This is a genomic window from Lentzea sp. NPDC059081 (genome assembly GCF_042738015.1).
In the GTDB taxonomy this organism is placed as follows: domain Bacteria; phylum Actinomycetota; class Actinomycetes; order Mycobacteriales; family Pseudonocardiaceae; genus Lentzea.
The window spans coordinates 1-19,610 of the sequence record NZ_JBHYGW010000026.1 but is presented as its reverse complement, the minus strand read 5'-3'; the positions used below and the strand labels follow the sequence as shown (position 1 = coordinate 19,610).

Here is a 19,610-nt window from a genome sequence, read left to right as displayed (position 1 = left end):
CGCTCACCTCATTGTTAGCGCTCGCAAGTATCTACCGGACGGTAACACGGTATTCCGGGTGCTTCTCGATGTACTTCGCCACGAACGGACAAAGTGGTGAAACCTTTACACCACGGGCCTGAGCGTCGTCGAGCGCGAACTTCGCGAGCTGGGCGCCGAGCCCCTGTCCGCCGTACTCCTCGCCGACCTCGGTGTGGACCAGCGCCAGGACGCCGCTGACGTCCCGGTACTCCAGGAAGCCGGCGAGCTCGCCGTCGACGTGGACCTCGTACCGGCTCTCGGCCTCGTTGTTGGTGACCATGGCGACCATCTTGCCCGTGACCGGGGGAAGATGACGGTCATGGACGTCTACCTGCTGATCCTGGGTGACCACCTGCCCAACCCGTGCACGGGCGAGGAGGTCTCCCAGGCCGACCGGCTGCGGGCGATGGTCGAGCAGGCGGTGGTGGCCGAGGAGGCGGGGTTCGCGGGCGTCGCGATCGGCGAGCACCACTTCACCCGCTACATCGTGTCGGCGCCCGAGCTGCTGCTGGCGGCGGTGGCGGCGCGCACGTCGACGTTGAAGCTCTCGACCGGCGTGACGCTGCTGGCGCACCGAGACCCCGTGCTGGTGGCCGAGGCGCTCGCGACGCTGGACGTGCTGTCCAACGGACGCGCGGAGCTCATCGTGGCGCGCGGCGTCGACCAGCAGACGGACGCGGCGTTCGGCGTGCAGCCGGGTGAGCTGCGGGCGCGGTTCGAGGAGCACCTGCGGTTGCTGCTCAAGCTGCTGGAGGAGCCGTCGGTGAGCTGGGACGGCCGGTTCCGCGGTCAGCTGAGCGAGGTGACCACGACGCCGCGGCCGGTGCAGACGCCGCGGCCCGCGGTGTGGATCGGGTCCGGGTCGGCCGTGTCGGCGGACCTGGGCGCGGAGCTGGAGATGCCGCTGATGCTGCCGTCGACGTTGCGCGACCCGTCGATCTACCGCGAGGTCGTGGAGCGCTACCGCGAACGCTTCCCCGATGGGCGGGTCGGCGTGCCGAGCCACGTGTTCGTGGCACGGGACGACGCACGCGAGCGGTGGCGGCCACACCTCGCCGAGTACGCGCGGTTCGCGGACATGTGGCGCGGTGACGGCGACATCGACGTCGACGCCATCATGGACGGTGCGGCGGTGTGCGGGACGCCGGAGGAGGTGGCGGACCGGCTCAACGCGTTGGCGGAGCTGCTGTCCATCGACACGCACCTCGTCATGGTGGACATCGGCGGCATGCCGCACGAGTCGGTCGTCGAGACGATCCGGCTGTTCGGCGCGGAAGTGCTCCCGAAACTTGTTTAACGCGAGCGCTGCCAGGGGTTAACACGCGCGCGGCAGGATGGGACACGTGGGCATCACCGTCATCGGCATCACGCATCCCGGACAGGTCGGGGCGCTTCCCGACGGCACGAACGTGCTGGTGCTGGCCGATGACGGCACGTACGCCGAGGAGTTCCTCGAGGCCGACTTCCGTGCGCACCAGCTGGTGGTGCGCGCACACGGGCGCGGGTCGGCGTTCTTCGGGGTGGCGGACACAGCTCGTGAGTGGGGTGCGGACCGGGTTCTCTTCGGCGGTTTCCGGCGTGGCGCTCCGGAAGCCGGGGAGGACCCGGTGCTCGCTCTCGACCCCGCCGGCGGCATCGCCTTCAACTCCTCCTTCGCCGGGCACCTCGCGGAGTGGGTCAGGCCCGCGAACGCCTACGGTGACGGCATCGTCACGTGGCTCGTCCAGAACTGCGTGCGCACGGGGATCCGCGTCGCGCGCGGCGACGTCGGCTGGAATCCATTGAGGACTGATGATGTCCCGTCGCTGCGAAAGTTGACGGCGTAGTCCTCGAAGGGCTGAAGACGCTGCCGCAGCAGTGAAATATCGTTTCCTCCACGGCACCTGGCGCAGCTGAGAGTTCTCTCAGCACGGCGAAGCGGGGCGGGGTCACCGGGGTTAATCTCAGGGTTCGTATCAGTGGAGAACCTGACCCTTCGGTGTGCCCGCGCAGCCGAAGATGGTGCGCACGAGAACCCACAGGAGGGGACAGACAGTGAGCGCGTCCGATGGAGTCGCGGCCAGAGCCGTTGACGTGTGGAAGTCCTACGGGTCCGGCGACGCTGCCGTGACCGCGCTCGCGGGGGTGAGCGTCGACCTGGAGAAGTCCAGGTTCACCGCGATCATGGGCCCGTCAGGGTCCGGCAAGTCGACGTTGATGCACTGCCTGGCGGGACTGGACGACGTCACCAGTGGCGAGGTGTGGGTCGGTGACACCAAGGTCACCGGGTTGAAGGACCGCGGGCTCACCGAGCTGCGGCGCGACAAGGTCGGCTTCATCTTCCAGCAGTTCAACCTGCTGCCGACGCTGACCGCCGAGGAGAACATCACGCTGCCGCTGGCGATCGGCGGCAAGAAGGTCGACCGCGAGTGGTTCGACGTCGTCATCGACACGGTGGGCCTGCGGGACAGGCTGACCCACCGGCCGACGCAGCTCTCGGGCGGTCAGCAGCAGCGCGTCGCGTGCGCGCGGGCGCTCGTCTCGCGGCCCGAGGTCGTGTTCGCCGACGAGCCGACCGGCAACCTGGACTCGCAGTCCGGCGCGGAGGTCCTGGGCTTCCTGCAGCGGTCCGCGCGCGAGTTCGGCCAGACGATCGTGATGGTCACGCACGACCCGAACGCAGCCTCGTACGCGGACCGCGTCATCTTCCTCAAGGACGGCATCATCGTCCGCGAGCTGCTGTCGCCGTCGGCCGACGAGGTCCTCGACACGATGAAGCACCTGGACCAGCCCGCCCTCGAGCCCAGCCTGCAGCACAGCGCGGTGCCCGGTGCTTAAGGCGACGATCAAGAGCTTGCTCTCGCGCAAGCTCCGGCTGGTGCTGTCCGCGCTCGCGGTGGTGCTGGGCGTGATGTTCGTGTCCGGTTCGTTCGTCCTGACCGACACGCTCCAGCGGTCGTTCACCGACCTGTTCTCGTCGGCGTTCGCGAACGTCGACGTGTCGGTGTCGCCCAAGCAGGAGAAGGGCAAGCAGCCGGAACCCCTGACGCCGCAGGCGATCGCGGACGTGAAGTCCGTGCCCGGCGTGGCGTCGGCGGTCGGCGACGTGCAGGGCTCCGCGCGGCCGATCGGCAAGAACGGCAAGGTCATCACCACGTCCGGCGCGCCGCGGTTCGGCACCAACTGGACGGGGACGGGCCAGGAGAAGATCCGCGACGGCAGGGCTCCCGCGGCGGACGACGAGGTCGTCCTGGGCGCCTACCTGGCGTCGACCGGCGGGTTCGAGGTGGGCGACGACATCGCTCTGCTCACGCTGGAGCCGAAGAAGACCTTCAAGGTCACCGGCGTCTACGAGTACGCGGGCGGCCGCGAGTCACTGGGCGGCGAGCTGTCCGTGGCGTTCACCGAGCCGGTCGCGCAGCAGTTGTTGCTGGGCAAGAAAGACGCGTACTCGTCGATCACGGTGACGGCGGCGCAGGGCACCTCCGACGACGCGCTGCGCGACGCGGTCGCGGCGAAGCTCGGCTCGTCCTACGACGTCAAGACCGGCGCGGCGCTGGCGAAGGAGCAGGCCGACCAGATCAACGAGGGCCTGAAGTTCTTCAACTACGTGCTGCTCGGGTTCGCCGGCATCGCGTTGTTCGTCGGCATCTTCATCATCCTCAACACGTTCTCCATCATCGTCGCCCAGCGCACCCGCGAGCTCGCGCTGCTGCGGTCGATGGGTGCCTCGCGCGGCCAGGTCATCGGCTCCGTGGTGATGGAGGCGTTCGTGATCGGCCTGATCGCGTCGATCGTCGGCCTGGGCGCGGGCGTGGGCGTCGGCGCGCTGCTCGCGACGATCTTCAGCTCGGTCGGCGGCACGAACCTGCAGCTCGCGGGCATCGGCGTGCCGATGTCGGCGGTCATCTCGTCGTTCGCGGTCGGCATCGTCGTGACCATGATCGCGGCGGTCATGCCGGCGCTGCGGGCGTCGCGGATCGCCCCGGTCGCGGCGATGCGCGAGGCCGCCACGCCCGACCGCCCGCTGACCAAGATCACGGTCATCGGCGCGCTGGTGCTGGCCGCGGGTGGCGCGTCGCTCGGGTTCGGATTCAACGCCGCCTCGCTGCCGCTGATCTTCGGCGGCATCCTGGTCGCGCTCGTCGGCGTCGCGCTGCTGACCCCGTTGCTGTCCAAGCCGATGGTGTCGCTGATCGGCAGGCTGCTGTCGTGGTCGATGCCGGGCCTGCTGGGCCGGCGCAACTCCGCCCGCAACCCGCGCCGCACCGCGATCACCGCGGCCGCGCTGATGGTCGGCATCTCGCTGATCACCGGCGTGAGCGTGGTGCTGACGTCGGCGACCAAGTCGATCGAGAAGCTCGCCGCGGGCCAGCTGCAGACCGACCTGATCATCTCCGGCGAGGGCCAGATGGAAGGCCAGCCCGCGACGTTCAAGCGGGACGTGCTCACGCAGGTCGAGAAGACCGACGGCGTCGACTCGGCGTTCGGCTGGGCCTCCGACGGCGTGCTGCAGGGCGACGACCAGATGTTCGCCACCGCCATCACTAGCGTGCCGGCGATGAAGGACATGTTCGCCCTCAAGCCGCTGTCGGGTGAGATCGCGCCGCTGAAGGACGACCAGATGGCGCTTCCGGAGGGCGTCGCGACCGAGAAGGGCTGGAAGGTCGGCAGCACGGTGACGCTGCAGCTCGCCAAGAGCGAGCCCCGCACGTTCACCGTCGCCTTCATCTGGGCCAAGTCGCAGGTGCTGCAGGGCGCGCTGGTGCTGCCGGAGTCGGCGGCGAAGGACTTCCGCTCCGACCAGATCGGCCAGGCGTTCGTGAAGGTGAAGCCGGGGACGAACGCGACGGACGTGCAGAAGCGCGTCGAACCGCTGTTCGCCGACAACCCGGAGATCACCGTCCAGGACCGCAGCGCGTTCGTGAAGCAGACGACCTCGCAGTTCGACACGGTCCTGCTGATGATCCAGATCCTGCTGGCGCTGGCGATCCTGATCGCCGTGCTCGGCGTCATCAACACGCTGGCGCTGTCGGTGATCGAACGGACCCGCGAGCTGGGCCTGCTGCGCGCCATCGGCATGCGGCGCGCCCAGGTGATGCGGATGATCACCGTCGAGTCGGTGGTGATCTCGGTGTTCGGCGCGGTGCTCGGCCTCGCGGTCGGTCTCGCGCTGGGCGTCGCGACCGTGCAGGCACTGAAGGACCAGGGCATCTCGGAGATCGGGTTCCCCTGGGCCACCATGGTCCAGTACCTGGTGGTGGCGGCGGTCGTCGGCGTGGTGGCGGCGATCCTGCCGGCGATCCGCGCGGCGCGGCTGAACGTGCTGGACGCGATCGCCTACGAGTGACGCACGAGAAAGGGCCGCCAACCGTCTTCTGGACGGGTGGCGGCCCTTTCTCCCGTGCGGGGTCACGCCAGGTTCGCCCCGATCCTCTCCAGCCACTGAATGCAGTTCTTGCAGGCTTTCCTGCCTTCCCACCGGTGCTTCTCGTCGCTCCAGGTCTCGGCGTGGCTGAACAGTTCGCCTCCGGGGATGTCCTTGACGGACTGGAAGCCCATGTCGATCAGGTATTTGTTGATCGCGTCGACCTCACCACAGGCATGCACCTCCCAGTCCTCCTTCTTCACGACGTCCGACAGGAGCTGCCACGTGACGGCGATCAGTTTCTTCTTGACGCCTCTGCTGGTTCCCGTCCAGCCGCCGCCGTCACTGTCGGCCAGCCCCGCAACCACGCGCCCCACCTTCTTCGAGTCACCGTGGGGGTACTGATCCCGCAAGCTCACCGCCAGAGCTGTGGCTCTTTGCTTGTTGCTGTTGAAGGCGGCCTGCCGTTCCTGCTCGTCGACGATCTTCCTCGACTCCTCGGCCAGGGGCTGCTGCAGCGTGGTGAAGAGGTCCCAGGCCCGCCAGCCGTCGCCGGTTCGCCACTCACCGAAGGCTTTTATCGCACTGGGGCTGCCCATTCCACCGGACAGTCGGCGAAATGCCGACGCAACGTCGTTCAGCATGTCCTGCTGGCTGTTCAGCACGACCTTCTTCGCCCACGCCATCGCGGCCTGGCGACCCAGCTCGGCCCACGCCGTGATCTCCCCGGCCGTGCTCGGCTTCTCCGCGGGCTTGATCTCGAACAGGTCTGCCGGCGGGACCTGCCTCTTCTTCTTGTCCTCGACCGCCTTGACCGCCTTGAGCTTGACGGTGTTCCTGAAGTCGTCGTGTGAACGGTTCGGGTCCACGGGTCACGCCTCGCTTTCCGACAGCGCTTCGAGGATGAGCGCGTTGATCTCCTGCACGGTCAGGAACTCGGCCGCGCCGGGCACGTCGCGCAGCACCTCCGCCACCAGGTCTGGCATGACCGGAACCGCCTGCCGCACGGGAAGCAGCCCGGCGATCGCGTCCGCCAGCAGACCGACCTGGTGGGAGGTCCACTGGTCGGCCAGCTCCTGGTGCGCCTCGAACACCGCGTAGAACTCGCTGCCCGTCCCGGGATCGGTGTGGAGCCGCACCTCGATGAAGTGCGCCAGCGCCGTCGACAGCCCGTCCTGAGCGGGGTGCCGCCCGGTCAGCCTGGTGGCCAGCACCGCGGCGAGCGCCGCCGACACCTGCGCGGGGTCGTACCCGTCGACCAGGTCGGGCCGGGACGTCACCAGGTCGGTCAGCGCGGGCAGGCCGAGGAGGTTCACCGCGTCCGCGGACACCTCCTCGGGGCTGCGAGGCGGCTGCGCGACGGCGGGATACATCGCCATCACCTGTGCGGCGACGACCTCGGCGAGCTGCTTCTCCGGCGTGCCGGCCAGGTGCGCGACCGGGTCCTCGCCCCTGCCGGACACCTCGGTCAGGTGAGCGACCAGCCACTCCGTCAGCGGGTGCTGGTCGGCGGACAGCAGGCCGAGCGCGGCGAGGAACCGCGTCACGCGCTCCGGCCAGTCGAGGTCCGGCTCGTTCTCGCAACTGTTCCTGAAGTCCAGCAACGGTTGCCGCACCCAGGCCCAGACCTGTTCGGCTTCAGTGGGCATGGTTCCCTCGCTCCGTCGGCTTCACTCTGCGAAGCATCGGGCCGGAGGGCGGTGCGCGAGGAGGTCGAGGGGGTCGAGGAACGGGCAGAACCGGTGCACGATCGCGCGATCCCGGCTGGCAGAAGGGGCTGCACCGGGCCGTCGCGTGCCGGTGCAGCCCCTTCACGTTCGCTCAGGCGTGCGGGCAGGTGTCCCGGTACGCCGAGATGAGCGAGTCCGGTGCAGGGGCCGGACACAGGAACTGGTCGTAGCGCAGGTCGTCGTCCACGAACCGCTTGAGCCACGACAGCGTGTACTTGCGCACCGTCACGCCGTCACCGCGCGGGGTCGAGTGGTCTCCCCCGCGCAGTTCCAGGAACGCCTTGTCGGGCGCCGCCGTGATCGAGTTGTAGAACGGGGTGGAGTGCTGCGAGTTCGGGGCCGTGGGGTCGTTCTGGCCGCCGAGCACCAGGGTCGGCACCCGGACCGACGACCAGTTCTTGGTGGTGTGCCAGCCGGCCATCGGGATCGAGGCCTGCAGGGCGGGCCGTGAGGCGGAGGCGCGCAACGCTCCCCCGCCGCCCATCGAGTGCCCCATCACGGCGAGGCGCGAGGCGTCGACGCGGGGGTTGGTGCGGACCACGTAGTCGAGGGCCGCCAACAACTGGCTGCCGCGGCTGTCCGGGTCGTCGAGGGTGGACAGGGTGTTGATGGTGATCACCACGAACCCGTAGGACGCGAGCCTGGGGCCGAAGTGCGCCACCGAGGTCTGGGTCGCGGTGAAGCCCGGCGAGATCGCGATCGCGCCGAACGTGAGGTCGCTGGTGGGCGTGTAGACCGTGCCGCCGCCGAAGTTCGACTGGCGGGCGACGGCGGTGGACGTGACGGTGAACGTGCCGCGGGAGGCTTCCACGGAGGTGGCCGTGGGGGCGGGACCGCGTTCGTAGGGGTTGGCCGCCGCGGTGGCGGTGGCCGGGGCGGTGGCAGGGATCAGCGCCAGGACGAGCGCCGCAAGCACTGTTTTGATGCGCACGACGAAGACACCTCGATTGGTTGCAGGGAACCAAAAGCGACGGTCGAACTCACGCTACCGCCCGGTAGCGAACGCGGAACTCGCCCACTCGGATGGTTAACGGGACGTTTCGGCGTACTGCACCCGACTGTGACGTGCACGGACGTCGAACGGACGGGGTCGATTCGAGTCGAACGGGTCCGGTTACCCAGCGCAGCAGAACGGGACATTGTCGTCCTGTCCGGTCACCGCAGCGGCGGTATGCGGCGAATCAGATGGCCCACGAGGGTGATCACGTGCCCACACGGAGACAGTTCCTCGTTCTGAGCTCCACAGCAGCACTCACCGGTCTGCTGTCCGAGACTCCCGCGTCCGCTGCCGAGACAGCGCAGCCGTACGCGTCGTACTGGCACCCGGCCACGATCCTGAACTGGGATCCGTCGACCGACCGGGACGCGAAGTACAACCGCAGCACCGTTCCTCTCGCGAGACGCGTCGTCCCGGCCAGACCGGCCAACGCGCACGCGCACCCCGGCGAGGCGCGCGTGCAGGCGTTGGTGGCGTACGCGCCGACGAGTTTCAACCCCGCGCAGGGCTCGCTCGACATGAACTACTACGCCACGAACTACTGGCAGTACATCGACGAGCTGGTGTTCTGGGGCGGTTCGGCCTCCGAGGGCCTGATCCTCGCGCCGAACCCGACCGTCACCGACGCCGCGCACCGCAACGGCGTCAAGGTGATCGGCAACGTCTTCCTCCCGCCGACCGCGTACGGCGGCCAGATCCAGTGGGTCCGCGACTTCGTCAGGCGCGACGGCGACCGGTTCCCGGTGGCGGACAAGATGGTCCAGGTCGCGCGCCACTACGGGTTCGACGGCTGGTTCCTCAACCAGGAGACCGCCGGCGGCACCACGCAACTGGCGAACGACATGCGCGACTTCATCGTCTACATCCGCAAGAGCGGCCTGCGGATCATCTGGTACGACGCGATGACCGACACCGGAAGTGTCAGCTGGCAGAACGCCCTGACCGCGCGCAACAGGACGTTCTTCGAGCAGTCCGACGAGATGTTCCTGAACTTCTGGTGGAGCACCTCGGGGCTCGCGAGCTCGGCGGCGCTGGCGCAGCAGATGGGCCGCAGCCCGTACGACCTGGCGTCCGGTGTGGACGTCGAGGCCAGCGGCTACAACACGAGCGTCGGCTGGACCTCGGTCTTCCCGGAGAACAAACCGCACGTGACGTCGCTCGGCTTCTACCGTCCGGAGTGGACGTTCAAGTCGTCGACGAGCCCCGCCGACTTCTACGCGCGGGACAACAGGTTCTGGGTCGGCCCGAACGGCGACCCGGCGAACACCACGACGACGGCGAGCTGGAAGGGCATCGCCCACTACATCACCGAGCTGACGCCGATCACCTCGCTGCCGTTCGTCACGAACTTCAACACCGGCCACGGCAGGAAGTTCGCGGTCGGCGGCACGGTCCGTTCGACGCAGGCGTGGAACAACCTGTCGCTGCAGGACGTGCTGCCGACGTGGCGCTGGAGCGTCACCGGGACCGGCACCAAGGTCACCCCGTCGCTCGACTGGGACGACCCGTACGACGGCGGCACGGCGTTGAAGATCACCGGCACTCCCCAGGACACCAACGAGGTCCGGCTGTTCGCGACGTCGCTGCCGATCACCGGCGCGAGCCAGTTCGAGATCGTCCACCGCACCGGCGACGGCCCGTCGCGGCTGCAGGTCGTGCTCAGGTTCGGCACGACCGAGACCGTCCTCGACCTCGGCGGCGTCAGCGCGGGGTGGCGGCGCAGCGTGTTCCCGCTCGGCGAGCACTCCGGCACGACGCTCACGGAGATCTCGCTGCGCGTGCTGCCCGGTGCGACCGTCACCGCGCTGATCGGCCGGATCGGCGTCACCAACCCGGTCCTGACCTCGCCGGTCGCTCCCAGGAACATCCAGGTCGAGCAGGTGAGCCGCACCAACTCCACGACGGTGTCGGCACGGCTCACCTGGACTCGCGCATCCGGTGCCGTGAGGCAGTACCGGGTCTACAAGGCCGGCACCGACCGGATCTTCCTGGGCGGCACGACGAACGACGCGTACTTCGTGCCCGCGATCCCGCTCGCGAACGGCGAGACCGCGCAGATCGAGGTGGAGGCCGTCAGCGAGGCGTTCGACGTCTCACCGCCGGCCGTGGTCTCGATCACTGGTACACCCTGACGTAGTCCAGCACCATGTCCTGCGGCAGCTGCGTCCCGGCCCCCGGCGGGCCGGGCCAGTCACCGCCCACCGCGTTGTTGATGATGATGAAGAACGGGTGGTCGAACACCCACGGGCCGCGGGTGGTCTCCAGGACGTTCCGGTCGACGGTGAAGAACCTGTTGCCGTCCACGCTGAACGTCATGTGGCTGGAGTCCCACTCGACCGCGAAGGTCCGGAACGCCGACGACGCCGGCTGGCCGAGGTCGAGCGGTGAGCCGTAGCCGCCCGCACCGTTGTAGGCGGGAGCGTGCAGCGTCGAGTAGACCTTGTTCGGCTCCTTGCCGACGTGCTCCATGATGTCGATCTCACCGGTGTAGGGCCACGGCCTGCGCTGGTCGAAGAAGTCCGCGCCCAGCATCCAGAACGCGGGCCACAGACCCTGCGTCGACGACACCTTGATCCGCGCCTCGACCCGGCCGTAGGTGAAGTTGAACTTGCCGTAGGTGTTGAGCCGCCCCGACGTGTACTGGCAGGTCCCGCTGCCGCTCACCGGGTCCACCGGGCACGCGCTGCCGGGAGTGACCTCACGCCGTGCCTGGATCACCAGGTTGCCGTTGCCGTCGTGCCGGGCGTTGTTGTTGTTCGTGTAGTACTGCAGCTCGTTGTTCACGCCCGGCCCGGTCTCCGGCGTCCACTTCGAGGCGTCCGGTGCGGTGCCCGCGGGCAGGTTGAACTCGTCCGACCACACCAGACGTCCCGGGAAGGACGGGTTCGGCGGCAGTGGCGGAGGCGTGGTCGGCGCGCCGCCCGTGCCGTAGACCTGGAACTCCCACAACGAGTAGCCGTAGCCGTTGGACCTGGCCGTGCCGTACATCCGCACGTACCGGCCGGTGCCGCTGACGGTCAGCGTCTCCTTGAACCCGCGACCGGTGGTCGTGGAGTAGATCTGCCGCCAGTTCGCGTTGTCGTCGGAGACCTCCAGCCGGTACGCCGTGGCGTAGGCCGGGTCCCACTGCAGGACGACCTTCGAGATCGTCGCCCGCGCACCGAGGTCGACCGTGATCCAGCCGGGGTCGACCCAGCCGTTGGTCGGGCTCGTGGCCCAGCGGGTGGCCGGGTCGCGGTCGAACGCCTTGGCCGGGGTGCACCCGCCGCAGTTCGCGTCGTCCTGGTACGTCGAGGCCGACCCGGACTTGCCGTAGGACAACAGCGTCTCCCCGCCGCCGGTGCCGCCGGACGTGCCGAACACCTGGAACTCCCAGAGCGAGTAGCCGTACTGGGTGGCGCGCTGGGTGAGGTCGAGCCGCACGTACCGGCCGGTGCCGCTGACCGCGAGCGTCTCGGTGCCGCCGGGGCCGGTCGTCGTTCGACGAAGCTCCTGCCACGAGGTGCCGTCCGCGGAGATGCTGAGCGTGTACGCCTTGGCGCTCGCGGACTCCCAGGCGAGCGTCACCTGGTCGACCTTCGCGGACGAGCCGAGGTCGATCTGGATCCACTGCGGGTCGCTGAACGCGCTGGACCACCGCGTGCCCGCGTCGCCGTCGACCGCGGCGGTCGCGGGGAACGCGACGTTCTCGCTGCTGGACGCGGTGACGGGGCGGTTCTGGGAGATCAGCGGACCGGCGGCGTGCGCGACCGGGGTGAACGTGGCGGCGACGACGGCCGCCGCCACCAGCAGGGTGAGTCTTCCTCGGTGAAGCCTTCCTGACATGGGGTGCTCCTGAGGCCGGAGAACTGGGCGACGAGTGTGAGAGAGCGCTCTCTCCGACAGGAGTTCAGAGCCGAGGGTCGAGCCACCGGGGCCGCGCTGTCAAGAAAACCGGGACTTCTGAACGTTTCTTGCGGATTGACGCCTCGTTACGACCTGCGCCATGCTCGATGAGCGTGAGAGCGCTCTCCCAATCCTGCTGCGGAGAGGAAAAGCTTCGATGAAGAAGTTGTTCCACCTAGCGACAATCCTCGCCCTGGCTGCGGGTGTGCTGAGCATCCCCGTTGCGGCACAAGGAGAACCGGTACGCGTCGCCGAGTTCCTCGCCGAGTGCCCGATCAGCCACCGCCTCCCGGACGACCCGATCGTGTTGCCGAACCTCCCCGGCGCGTCCCACTCGCACGACTTCTTCGGCAACCACTCGACCGACGCCCGGTCCACCCAGCAGTCGCTGGAGGGCCAGACGGGCAACTGCAACCCGGCCGCGGACATCTCGTCGTACTGGGTACCGACCCTGTACCGGGACAACACGGCGATCGCCCCCACCGGCGTGACCTTCTACTACCTCGGTGAGGGCGTGAACAACCCGGCGGCGATCCAGCCCATGCCGTACGGGCTGAAGATCGTGGCGGGCAACGCGAAGGCCACGGGCGACAACGACAGCATCGCGCGCTGGTCCTGCCTGCACGCGGGGCAGGTCAACCCGTCCAAGAACTTCGTGGTGTGCCCGTCCGGCACGATGCTCGAGACCTACCTGGACTTCCCGCAGTGCTGGAACGGCAGGGACCTCGACTCGTCCGACCACAAGTCCCACCTGTCCTACCCGGTCGCGGGCGGCTGCCCGTCGACGCACCCCGTTCCCGTGCCGAAGCTGCGCATGGTGCTGAGGTACCCGGTCAACGGTTCCACGGCCGGCCTCAGGCTCGCTTCCGGTACGGGGCAGACCATGCACGGGGACTTCTTCAACGTGTGGCCGCGGTCCGAGATGGAACGTCGTGTCCGCAACTGCATCAACGTGGTGCTGAAGTGCGATCACGCCGGCAACCACGGATGACAGTGCTCCTGCTGGCAGGCCTTCTCGCGGCCTGCCAGCAGGCTCCACCCGCGCCCCAGGCCCCGTCCACGACCCAGCAGAACGGTTACGGCGCAACGGAACGGGCGTTCGTCGAGCTGTCCATCGCCACCGACGAGCAGGCCCTCAAGCTCGTCGACCTGACCGACCGCGCCGAGCTCAAGCAGAACCGCGCCGCCGAGCTCGTGGAGCTGCGCAAGCTGCTCGACGGACCGTACGTCAACAACCACGCGGGGCACGACATGCCCGGCATGCCCACGGACGCGGAGATCGAGCTGGCCGCGACGAGCCCGGACGCGTTGAGGCAGTTCGTCCACACGCACCTCACCGAGTCGCTGCAGGTGCTGCGCTCGGCCGGGTCCGCCATCACCCACCAGCCGACCGCCGAGGTGGTCAAGCTGATGGAACGCCACCGCACAGCGGAACTGGCGGCCGGGTGAAGCGCGTGACGCTGGAGGAGGTGGCTCGGGTGGCCGGGGTGTCGCGCGCGACCGCGTCGAGGGTGGTCAACGGGGCCGCCAGCGTCGACGAGTCGCTGCGCCACGCGGTCGAGAAGGCCATCTCCACCACCGGCTACCTCCCCAACATCGCCGCCCGCTCCCTGGTCACCCGCCGGGCCGACGCGATCGGCCTGGTGCTGCCGGACGAACGGCGCATGCTCGGCGACCCCCACCTGGCGAGCGTCGTCAGCGGCGTGACCAGGGTGGTCCGGCCGCTCGGCGTCCAGCTCGTGCTGATGATGACCGGCCCCGGCACGCGCGAGCAGGCGCTGAGCGACCTGCGGTGCGGACGGCTCGACGGCGTGATCCTCGTGCACACCGACCCCGCGGACCCCGTGCCGGGCCAGCTGATCGAGGCCGGCCTGCCGGTGGTGCTGGCGGGCCGGCCGCTCAAGCCGATGCCGATCACGTACGTCGACGTGAACCAGACGGCGGGTGCCGCGCTGGCCGGCCGCCGCCTGAAGGAGCTGGGCCGGCGCCGCATCGCCACGATCACCGGCCCGCAGGACACCCCGGCGGGCCAGGACCGGCTCCTGGGCTTCCTCGCCGAGGTGCCGGACGCGTGGGTCGTGCACGGCGACTTCACCCGGCAGTCCGGCGTGGCCGCGATGGAAAAGCTGATCGCGCTGTGCCCGGACGTCGACGGCGTCTTCATCGCGTCGGACCTCGCGGCCAACGGCGCCATCCCGGTGCTGCACCGCCACGGCCGCAAGGTGCCCGACGACGTGGCGATCGTCGGGTTCGACGACAGCACCGCCGCGCTGACGTGCGAACCCGAGCTGACGACGGTCCGCCAGCCGATCGCCGACATGGCCGCCGAGATGGCGCGCCAGCTGCTGCGGCAGATCACGGAGGAACGGGCGTCCGTCACGTCCGTGATCTTCGAACCGACGCTGGTGGTGCGGGACAGCGGTTAGGACAGCGGTTAGGACCGCACCCGGACCGGCATGTTCCGCGCGAGTGCCCACATCCCCGCGAGTGCCACCACGAACGCCGCCGCCGACAGCCCGTACCACCCCGCCCCGAGCTGGGCGGGACCGTCTGGGAAGAGCGGCAGGTCGCCGGAGCCCGGGAGCTGGGCCCTCGTCACGGCGATGAAGACCAGCGCGGCCGGGAGCACGAAGGCCCCTCCCGCGCCGAACCGGTCGAACCCCGCCGCGCACAGCGCCCCGGTCACGAACCACACCAGGTACATCAGGAAGTGCACGACCAACGAGCCGTGCGCGTCGGCCTGCCAGTCCATGAGCGAGTAGAGCGCTCCCTCGGCGAGGAACCCCGCCCACGCGATCACGATCCCCACGACCGCCAGCACGACGGCGAGCAGGGACGTCCCGATGAGGAACTCGCGCCGCGTGCGGCCGTGCGCGACGGCGATCGGCAGCATGTTGTGGATCGCGTAGACACCGACCCACAACAGGAACCACGGCCCCACATGCGAGGCGACGACGTTCCACGCGCTGATCTCGACCGTGCTGAAGAACGAGAGGACGAACGTCAGCGCCACGGCGAACGCGAACGCGCCGCCCGCGACCATCGCGGAGAACGACACCAGCGTCTTGGCCAGGTACGGGAAGGTCTTCACCGCTTCCCCCCGACGGGCTCGGTGAGGTGGACGAACAGGTCCTGCAACGCGATCGGGCCGAGCTCCAGGCCGAGCTGTCGCGCGCGGACGAGCTGTGCGTCCTCCAGCGCGCCGTAGACCATCGCGGACTTGGTGCGTCCCAACGACTTCTCGCTGAGCACGGTCAGGCCGGCGGTGAACTCGTCGACGTCCGCGGTGTTCCCGGTGACCTCGGTGCCGCGCGACCGCAGCACGTCGGCCTCCTCCTGCAGCACGAGCCGGCCGGCGTCGATGATCACGACCTCCTCCAGCAGCGAGGACAGCTCCTCGATGAGGTGCGTGGAGATCATGATCGTGCGCGGGTGGGCCATGAAGTCGCTGAGCAGGGTGTCGTAGAACGCGTACCGGGTCGGCGTGTCCATGCCGAGGTGCGACTCGTCGAGCATCGTGAGCGGCGACCGGCTGGCGAGCCCAATCACGACGCCGAGCGCCGACCGCTGACCCAGCGACAGCTCGCCGACCTTGGCCTTCGGCGAGATCTTGAACAGGTCGACGAGCTCCAGCGCGTACGCGTTGTCCCACGTGTCGCGCCATGCGGCGCCGTACTCGAGGACCTGGGAGACCTTGTCGCCCTTGTCCGCGGCGTCCGCGGCGTGCCGGACCAGGCAGACCTGGCGCATCGCGGCGGCGTTCTCGAACACCGGCACGCCGTCGAGCCGCACCGACCCGATCGGCCTGCGGTAGCCCGCGAGCGCCGACATCATGCTGGTCTTGCCCGAGCCGTTGCGGCCGAGCAGACCGTAGATCTTGTTGCCGGACAACGAGAAGCTCACGTCGTCGACCGCCGTGACGTCCCCGTACCGAACCGTCAGACCCGCTACCTCGACCCGCATCACACGCCCCCGTTCTCGTGCTGCTCGATGCGCCGGATGACCTCCGCGAGCGGAATGCCGATCGCGCGCGCCTCCGCCACCATCGGGTCCACGACCTCCCCGAAGAAGGTCTCCCTCCCCTGTGCCCGCAACATGTCGCGAGCCTGCGTGCTCACGAACATCCCGATCCCCCTCTTCTTGTAGAGCACCTGCTCGTCCACGAGCTGCTGGAAGGCCTTCGCCGCCGTAGCCGGGTTGATGCGGTAGTACGAGGCGTACTGGTTCGTCGACATGACCTGCTCGTCGGCCTTCAACGCCCCGCTCAGCACGTCCGCCTTGATCCGGTCGGCGATCTGCCGGTAGATCGGGCTCCGGTCGTCGAACACGGCATCACTTCCTGGGTTCGTTACTCATGTAATGAACCATAGCAGTAGCGAGGTAGGATCGGCACGTGGTCGGGGTCGCGATCGTGTGCGCGGTGCTCGCGGCGGGGTGCAGTGCCCTCGGCGCGATGTGGCAGCACGCCGGTGTGCGCGAGGTGACGGACCTGAAGCTCACCTCGGCCCACCGCCTGGTGTCGTCGCGCCGCTGGGTCCAGGGCTTCCTGGTGCTGGTCGCGTGCGCGGTCCTGCAGGTCCTGGCGCTGGCACTGGCCCCGGTCTCGGTCGTCGCCCCGTTGAACGCGCTGGCCATCCCGATCATCGCCGTGGCCCGCGCCCGTCGGCTGACCGGCCTGCTCGCCGTGGCGGTGCTGGTGGCGACGGCGGGCATCGTCGCCTTCGTCTCGATCACGGCGGGCGAGGCCGTCCCGACCACCGTCTCCCCGAAGGTGGCCCTGCAGGCAGGCCAGCTGGTCGTGGCGGGCGTGCTCGTCTGCGCGGTGGCCGCGACCTTCACCACCGGCGCCCTGCGGGCCCTCGCTCTCTCCACCGGCGCCGGCATTCTCTACGGCCTGGTCGCGGTGTTGGTCCGCGACGTCACCACCGCCCTGCCGGTGGTCGAGTGGGTGTCGCTGGCCGGCCTGGCCGTCGCGTTCCTGACCGGGGCGTGGTTCATCCAGCTCGGCTACGCGGCCGGCCCGCCCGACCTGGTCGTGGCGGGTCAGACCGTCGTCAACCCGATCGTCGCGGCCTGGATCGGCATCAAGCTGCTCGGCGAGGGCACCGGCATGAGCGGCCTCGCGCAGGCGGGCCTGGCGGTGAGCGCGATCGCCGCGGTCTCGGGAACCGTCGTGCTGGCCTACTACCACCGTGTCGGGGTGGAGGCATGACGTATGCGGTCACCGGCGGCACCGGCGCCCTGGGCAGGCACGTCCTCGCGGCCCTCCCCGGCGCCAGGTCGGTCTCCCGCGCCACCGGCACCGACCTGCTGCGCGGCACGGGCCTGAACGCACTACGAGCAGACGTGGTCGTGCACTGCGCGACGTCGTTCCACCACGAGGTCGCCATGGCGAACGCCGTGCTGTCGACCAGGCCGGCGCACCTGGTCTACATCTCGATCGTCGGCTGCAACGAGGTCTCGCTCCCCTACTACCGGCAGAAGCTGGCGGCCGAGCGCCTGATCATCGACTCCGGCACCCCGCACACGATCCTGCGCGCGACCCAGTTCCACTCGTTGCTGCGCTCGATGTTCGACCGCCTGTCGAAGCCCCCGCTGATGCTCGTCCCGGGCTTCCGCTTCCAGCCGGTGGACGAGGCCGAGGTGGCCGCGGAGCTGGCCGCACTGGCCCAGGCCTCTCCGGCGGGCCGCGCACCGGACCTGGGCGGCCCCGAGATCAGCGAGGCCACCACCTTCGCCCGGACCTACCTGGCAGCAACGGGCAAGCACCGCCGGATCGTCCCGCTGAAACTCCCCGGCGCCACCTACCGCGCCTACCGAGCAGGCGGGAACCTGAGCCCCGCCCACGCAGCCGGCACCCGGACGTTCGCCGACTACCTCACCGGATAGACGCAGGCCGCAGGTCGGTCCAGTTCTCCTCGACGTACGCGAGGCACGCCTCCCGGCTCTCCTCGCCGTAGACCTTGGTCCACCCGGCGGGCACGTCCGCGAAGACCGGCCACAGCGAGTGCTGCTGCTCTTCGTTGACCAGCACGAAGAATCGGCCCTGCGGGTCCTCGAACGGGTTGGTCATCTCGTTCCTCTCACTTGACTGCCTGAAGCTTCGACACCGGCACGGCGGCAGGCCGCCGCAACACCGACTCGAGGATCTCGCCCACACGCACAGCCGTGTTCGACAACAACGACGACGTGATCCCGTGCGTGTGCTCGGTACCACCCTGGAGGTAGATCCCGCCGCGGATCTCCTCCCCGGTCACCACCCGGTAGTCCCGGGTCACCTTCAACCGCCCGAGCTCGTCCCGCACGCAGTGCTCAGCCAGGTCCCCGAGCACCCGAACGGGGTTGGCAGGCCGGTACCCGGTCGCATAAACGATCACGTCGGCGTGGATCGGCACCCGCCCGCCATCAGCGAGCGACTCGACCAAACACCGCCCGTCAGCCTTCACCTCAGCAAGGCGCGACGTGTTGTGCAACAACAACCTCTGCCGCCCCACGACCTTCTCCCGGTAGACCCGCCGGTACAGCTCCTCGATCAGGTCCCCGTCGACCACGCCGTAGTTGGTGTTGGCGTGGTACCCCATGAGCCGAGCCTTGACGTCCTCCGGCGCGGCATAGAAATCATCCACCGCAGCAGGATCGAAGATCCGGTTCGCGAACGAGCTGTCATCGGCAGGGCTGTACCCGTACCGCGCGAACACCCCGTGCACCTCGGCCCGCGGGAACCGGTCGTGGAAGAACGCCACCGCCTCGGCCGCACTCTGCCCGGCCCCCACGACCACGACCTGACGCGGGTCCTCCACCGACTCCACCCGGTGCAACAGGTCCTTGTTGTGCCAGATCCGCTCCCCGGTCTCGATCCCCGCCGGCAGGTTGGCCTCGAGCCCGGTCGCCAACACGAGGTTGCGAGCCTGCACCCGCCCCTCCCCGGCCACGAACGAGAACCCGTCCCCCTCCACCCGCACGTCACCGACAGCCGAGCCGTACGACACGTGGTGCGCCACCCGCTCGGCAGCCCACTCGAAGTAGTCGTGGAACTCCTTGCGCAACGGGAAGAGGTTCTTGTGGTTGACGAAGTCGATCAACCGCCCCCGATCCCGCAGGTAGCACAGGAAGCTGAAAGAGCTGGTCGGGTTCCGCAACGTCACCAGGTCCTTGAGGAACGACACCTGCATGGTCGCGTCCTCGAGCAACATCCCCCGATGCCACCCGAACCGCGCCTGCCGCTCGAAGAACCGGGCCCGGACGGGAAGAGGATGCTCCTCCACGGCGATGGCGAGAGCGAGGTTGGACGGCCCGAAGCCGATTCCGGCCAGGTCTAACACCGGTTCCATCGCGATCCTCTCCGAGCACACCCGACAGCGTAAAGTAACCCTAACTTAACTAAGGCATACCTTAGCTAGTGCATTCGGACGTGATCCACGTCCTAGACCGGGAGACCGCCCGAACGCGACCAGAACTCGACCATTCGCGAAGCCGAAGGCAGCGCGCGAAGCCGAAGGCGAGCACGCATGGCGACGGCGAAGCCGAGCTGCCTTGGCTTGAAACGAAGGTTCCGGTGGGGCCCCCGTCACGAGTCGTGCCACAGCACTCGCTGCGACAACGGAGGGGTGTCAAGTCGACACGCTTTTCG

At 69.0% G+C, this 19,610-nt stretch carries 20 protein-coding genes; 10 read left to right on the top strand and 10 right to left on the bottom strand.

All coding sequences use genetic code 11. The annotated features are described in order from the left end of the window. Nucleotides 1–31: 31 nt before the first annotated feature. Nucleotides 32–301, bottom strand: coding sequence for a GNAT family N-acetyltransferase (locus ACFWV3_RS36450; RefSeq protein ID WP_382418339.1), 270 nt, complete (start codon nt 299–301; stop codon nt 32–34). 39 nt (nt 302–340) lie between these two features. On the opposite strand from ACFWV3_RS36450, the gene ACFWV3_RS36445 reads away from it, so the two are divergent. From ACFWV3_RS36445 to ACFWV3_RS36430, 4 genes are all read left to right on the top strand, one after another. Continuing rightward, entirely contained in the window at nt 341–1,318 is a 978-nt protein-coding gene (locus ACFWV3_RS36445) for an LLM class flavin-dependent oxidoreductase (protein WP_382418337.1), read from the top strand. 46 nt (nt 1,319–1,364) lie between these two features. Further along, complete coding sequence (locus ACFWV3_RS36440) at nt 1,365–1,847, top strand: hypothetical protein (protein ID WP_382418335.1); 483 nt, start codon at nt 1,365–1,367, stop codon at nt 1,845–1,847. Nucleotides 1,848–2,019: 172 nt separating this feature from the next. Continuing rightward, nucleotides 2,020–2,838 (top strand): ABC transporter ATP-binding protein, encoded by an 819-nt coding sequence (locus ACFWV3_RS36435; protein WP_382418333.1) that lies wholly within the window; start codon nt 2,020–2,022, stop codon nt 2,836–2,838. Nucleotides 2,839–2,854: 16 nt separating this feature from the next. Then, nucleotides 2,855–5,350, top strand: coding sequence for an ABC transporter permease (locus tag ACFWV3_RS36430; RefSeq protein ID WP_382418331.1), 2,496 nt, complete (start codon nt 2,855–2,857; stop codon nt 5,348–5,350). A 62-nt stretch (nt 5,351–5,412) separates the two neighbouring features. Here the strand turns inward: ACFWV3_RS36430 and ACFWV3_RS36425 are convergent, their stop codons facing one another. From ACFWV3_RS36425 to ACFWV3_RS36415, 3 genes are all read right to left on the bottom strand, one after another. Further along, nucleotides 5,413–6,237, bottom strand: a complete 825-nt coding sequence (locus ACFWV3_RS36425; RefSeq protein ID WP_382418330.1) for a hypothetical protein — start codon at nt 6,235–6,237, stop codon at nt 5,413–5,415. A 3-nt stretch (nt 6,238–6,240) separates the two neighbouring features. Next, nucleotides 6,241–7,017 (bottom strand): hypothetical protein, encoded by a 777-nt coding sequence (locus ACFWV3_RS36420; RefSeq protein ID WP_382418328.1) that lies wholly within the window; start codon nt 7,015–7,017, stop codon nt 6,241–6,243. Nucleotides 7,018–7,189: 172 nt separating this feature from the next. Beyond that, nucleotides 7,190–8,029, bottom strand: a complete 840-nt coding sequence (locus tag ACFWV3_RS36415; RefSeq protein WP_382418326.1) for a dienelactone hydrolase family protein — start codon at nt 8,027–8,029, stop codon at nt 7,190–7,192. Between the two features lie 275 nt (nt 8,030–8,304). On the opposite strand from ACFWV3_RS36415, the gene ACFWV3_RS36410 reads away from it, so the two are divergent. Next, nucleotides 8,305–10,227: a hypothetical protein gene (locus tag ACFWV3_RS36410; protein ID WP_382418324.1), complete on the top strand. Its 1,923-nt coding sequence runs from the start codon at nt 8,305–8,307 to the stop codon at nt 10,225–10,227. Here ACFWV3_RS36410 and ACFWV3_RS36405 read toward each other — a convergent pair. Next, nucleotides 10,211–11,920 carry a discoidin domain-containing protein gene (locus ACFWV3_RS36405; RefSeq protein WP_382418322.1) on the bottom strand — a complete coding sequence of 570 codons (1,710 nt, stop codon included), beginning with the start codon at nt 11,918–11,920 and terminating at the stop codon, nt 10,211–10,213. The genes ACFWV3_RS36410 and ACFWV3_RS36405 overlap by 17 nt on opposite strands. A gap of 217 nt (nt 11,921–12,137) precedes the next feature. Here ACFWV3_RS36405 and ACFWV3_RS36400 point away from each other — a divergent pair, with 217 nt between their 5' ends. From ACFWV3_RS36400 to ACFWV3_RS36390, 3 genes are read left to right on the top strand one after another with little or no spacing between them, the layout of a single operon-like run. Then, nucleotides 12,138–12,971, top strand: coding sequence for a DUF1996 domain-containing protein (locus tag ACFWV3_RS36400; protein WP_382418320.1), 834 nt, complete (start codon nt 12,138–12,140; stop codon nt 12,969–12,971). Next, nucleotides 12,968–13,429 (top strand): hypothetical protein, encoded by a 462-nt coding sequence (locus ACFWV3_RS36395; protein WP_382418319.1) that lies wholly within the window; start codon nt 12,968–12,970, stop codon nt 13,427–13,429. The genes ACFWV3_RS36400 and ACFWV3_RS36395 overlap by 4 nt, the downstream gene beginning before the upstream one ends. A 5-nt stretch (nt 13,430–13,434) precedes the next feature. Beyond that, entirely contained in the window at nt 13,435–14,406 is a 972-nt protein-coding gene (locus ACFWV3_RS36390; protein WP_382418317.1) for a LacI family DNA-binding transcriptional regulator, read from the top strand. Between the two features lie 8 nt (nt 14,407–14,414). On the opposite strand, the gene ACFWV3_RS36385 is transcribed toward ACFWV3_RS36390, so the two are convergent. Genes ACFWV3_RS36385 through ACFWV3_RS36375 form a run of 3 tightly spaced genes read right to left on the bottom strand, consistent with a single transcriptional unit; the run spans nt 14,415 to nt 16,308 of the window. Next, nucleotides 14,415–15,071 carry a hypothetical protein gene (locus tag ACFWV3_RS36385; RefSeq protein WP_382418315.1) on the bottom strand — a complete coding sequence of 219 codons (657 nt, stop codon included), beginning with the start codon at nt 15,069–15,071 and terminating at the stop codon, nt 14,415–14,417. Next, nucleotides 15,068–15,943, bottom strand: coding sequence for an ATP-binding cassette domain-containing protein (locus ACFWV3_RS36380; protein WP_382418313.1), 876 nt, complete (start codon nt 15,941–15,943; stop codon nt 15,068–15,070). The genes ACFWV3_RS36385 and ACFWV3_RS36380 overlap by 4 nt, the downstream gene beginning before the upstream one ends. Then, a complete protein-coding gene (locus ACFWV3_RS36375) occupies nt 15,943–16,308 on the bottom strand; it encodes a GntR family transcriptional regulator (RefSeq protein WP_382418311.1) in 366 nt (121 codons plus the stop codon). Before ACFWV3_RS36375 ends, ACFWV3_RS36380 begins: the two co-directional genes overlap by 1 nt. A 65-nt stretch (nt 16,309–16,373) precedes the next feature. On the opposite strand from ACFWV3_RS36375, the gene ACFWV3_RS36370 reads away from it, so the two are divergent. Both ACFWV3_RS36370 and ACFWV3_RS36365 read left to right on the top strand, forming a co-directional pair. Further along, nucleotides 16,374–17,192 carry a hypothetical protein gene (locus tag ACFWV3_RS36370; RefSeq protein WP_382418310.1) on the top strand — a complete coding sequence of 273 codons (819 nt, stop codon included), beginning with the start codon at nt 16,374–16,376 and terminating at the stop codon, nt 17,190–17,192. Next, the gene (locus ACFWV3_RS36365) at nt 17,189–17,869 is read left to right on the top strand and encodes an SDR family oxidoreductase (RefSeq protein WP_382418308.1); all 681 of its coding nucleotides are present in this window, start codon (nt 17,189–17,191) and stop codon (nt 17,867–17,869) included. Before ACFWV3_RS36370 ends, ACFWV3_RS36365 begins: the two co-directional genes overlap by 4 nt. Here ACFWV3_RS36365 and ACFWV3_RS36360 read toward each other — a convergent pair. Both ACFWV3_RS36360 and ACFWV3_RS36355 read right to left on the bottom strand, forming a co-directional pair. Further along, complete coding sequence (locus ACFWV3_RS36360; protein ID WP_382418306.1) at nt 17,859–18,053, bottom strand: MbtH family protein; 195 nt, start codon at nt 18,051–18,053, stop codon at nt 17,859–17,861. The two genes, ACFWV3_RS36365 and ACFWV3_RS36360, sit on opposite strands and share 11 nt — an antisense overlap. 10 nt (nt 18,054–18,063) lie before the next feature. Then, a complete protein-coding gene (locus ACFWV3_RS36355; RefSeq protein ID WP_382418304.1) occupies nt 18,064–19,311 on the bottom strand; it encodes a lysine N(6)-hydroxylase/L-ornithine N(5)-oxygenase family protein in 1,248 nt (415 codons plus the stop codon). Between the last annotated feature and the right edge of the window lie 299 nt (nt 19,312–19,610).

What these genes read in the sequence shown, in the direction of transcription:
- ACFWV3_RS36450 (WP_382418339.1), bottom strand. Translation starts at nt 301, where the DNA reads ATGGTCACCAACAACGAGGCCGAGAGCCGGTACGAGGTCCACGTCGAC.
- ACFWV3_RS36445 (WP_382418337.1), top strand. Translation starts at nt 341, where the DNA reads ATGGACGTCTACCTGCTGATCCTGGGTGACCACCTGCCCAACCCGTGC.
- ACFWV3_RS36435 (WP_382418333.1), top strand. Translation starts at nt 2,020, where the DNA reads ATGGTGCGCACGAGAACCCACAGGAGGGGACAGACAGTGAGCGCGTCC.
- ACFWV3_RS36420 (WP_382418328.1), bottom strand. Translation starts at nt 7,017, where the DNA reads ATGCCCACTGAAGCCGAACAGGTCTGGGCCTGGGTGCGGCAACCGTTG.
- ACFWV3_RS36405 (WP_382418322.1), bottom strand. Translation starts at nt 11,920, where the DNA reads ATGTCAGGAAGGCTTCACCGAGGAAGACTCACCCTGCTGGTGGCGGCG.
- ACFWV3_RS36400 (WP_382418320.1), top strand. Translation starts at nt 12,138, where the DNA reads ATGAAGAAGTTGTTCCACCTAGCGACAATCCTCGCCCTGGCTGCGGGT.
- ACFWV3_RS36395 (WP_382418319.1), top strand. Translation starts at nt 12,968, where the DNA reads ATGACAGTGCTCCTGCTGGCAGGCCTTCTCGCGGCCTGCCAGCAGGCT.
- ACFWV3_RS36380 (WP_382418313.1), bottom strand. Translation starts at nt 15,943, where the DNA reads ATGCGGGTCGAGGTAGCGGGTCTGACGGTTCGGTACGGGGACGTCACG.
- ACFWV3_RS36365 (WP_382418308.1), top strand. Translation starts at nt 17,189, where the DNA reads ATGACGTATGCGGTCACCGGCGGCACCGGCGCCCTGGGCAGGCACGTC.
- ACFWV3_RS36360 (WP_382418306.1), bottom strand. Translation starts at nt 18,053, where the DNA reads ATGACCAACCCGTTCGAGGACCCGCAGGGCCGATTCTTCGTGCTGGTC.
- ACFWV3_RS36355 (WP_382418304.1), bottom strand. Translation starts at nt 19,311, where the DNA reads ATGGAACCGGTGTTAGACCTGGCCGGAATCGGCTTCGGGCCGTCCAAC.